Below are 1652 nucleotides of genomic sequence, written 5' to 3'. Positions count from 1 at the left end.
AAAAATTAAGTCTTGATAAGTGACACTGAAGATTCATTTGAATATGTCAGAGACAGTTATTGAGCATCAAACTTTAAATTGAAGAGTTTGATCATGGCTCAGATTGAACGCTGGCGGCAGGCTTAACACATGCAAGTCGAACGGTAACATGAGTGCTTGCACTTGATGACGAGTGGCGGACGGGTGAGTAAAGTATGGGTATCTGCCGAATGGAGGGGGACAACAGTTGGAAACGACTGCTAATACCGCATAATGTTGAGAGACCAAAGCATGGGACCTTCGGGCCATGCGCCATTTGATGAGCCCATATGGGATTAGCTAGTTGGTAGGGTAAAGGCTTACCAAGGCGACGATCTCTAGCTGGTCTGAGAGGATGACCAGCCACACTGGAACTGAGACACGGTCCAGACTCCTACGGGAGGCAGCAGTGGGGAATATTGCACAATGGGGGGAACCCTGATGCAGCCATGCCGCGTGTATGAAGAAGGCCTTCGGGTTGTAAAGTACTTTCGGTAATGAGGAAGGTGATGAATCGAATAGGTTCATCAATTGACGTTAATTACAGAAGAAGCACCGGCTAACTCCGTGCCAGCAGCCGCGGTAATACGGAGGGTGCGAGCGTTAATCGGAATGACTGGGCGTAAAGGGCATGTAGGCGGATAATTAAGTTAGGTGTGAAAGCCCTGGGCTCAACCTAGGAATTGCACTTAAAACTGGTTAACTAGAGTATTGTAGAGGAAGGTAGAATTCCACGTGTAGCGGTGAAATGCGTAGAGATGTGGAGGAATACCGGTGGCGAAGGCGGCCTTCTGGACAGATACTGACGCTGAGATGCGAAAGCGTGGGGAGCAAACAGGATTAGATACCCTGGTAGTCCACGCTGTAAACGATGTCGATTTGGAGTTTGTTGCCTAGAGTGATGGGCTCCGAAGCTAACGCGATAAATCGACCGCCTGGGGAGTACGGCCGCAAGGTTAAAACTCAAATGAATTGACGGGGGCCCGCACAAGCGGTGGAGCATGTGGTTTAATTCGATGCAACGCGAAGAACCTTACCTGGTCTTGACATCCACAGAATCTTGCAGAGATGCGAGAGTGCCTTCGGGAACTGTGAGACAGGTGCTGCATGGCTGTCGTCAGCTCGTGTTGTGAAATGTTGGGTTAAGTCCCGCAACGAGCGCAACCCTTATCCTTTGTTGCCAGCGATTCGGTCGGGAACTCAAAGGAGACTGCCGTTGATAAAGCGGAGGAAGGTGGGGACGACGTCAAGTCATCATGGCCCTTACGACCAGGGCTACACACGTGCTACAATGGCGTATACAAAGGGAGGCGACCTCGCGAGAGCAAGCGGACCTCATAAAGTACGTCTAAGTCCGGATTGGAGTCTGCAACTCGACTCCATGAAGTCGGAATCGCTAGTAATCGTGAATCAGAATGTCACGGTGAATACGTTCCCGGGCCTTGTACACACCGCCCGTCACACCATGGGAGTGGGTTGCACCAGAAGTAGATAGCTTAACCTTCGGGAGGGCGTTTACCACGGTGTGGTCCATGACTGGGGTGAAGTCGTAACAAGGTAACCGTAGGGGAACCTGCGGTTGGATCACCTCCTTACGAAGTGCTCGTAAGTGTTCACACAGATTGTTTGTTTAT

1 rRNA gene is annotated in these 1652 nt (G+C 50.7%); it reads left to right on the top strand.

Features of this window, described 5'->3' with window-relative positions:
• Positions 1-75: 75 nt before the first annotated feature.
• Positions 76-1613, top strand: a 16S ribosomal RNA gene (locus J3U13_RS11250).
• Positions 1614-1652: the final 39 nt, after the last annotated feature.

The sequence above is a fragment of the Gilliamella sp. B2887 genome (assembly GCF_026537015.1).
Lineage (GTDB): Bacteria > Pseudomonadota > Gammaproteobacteria > Enterobacterales > Orbaceae > Gilliamella.
Note: the sequence above shows the minus strand (reverse complement) of the source record. Positions and strands in the feature narration are given on the sequence as shown.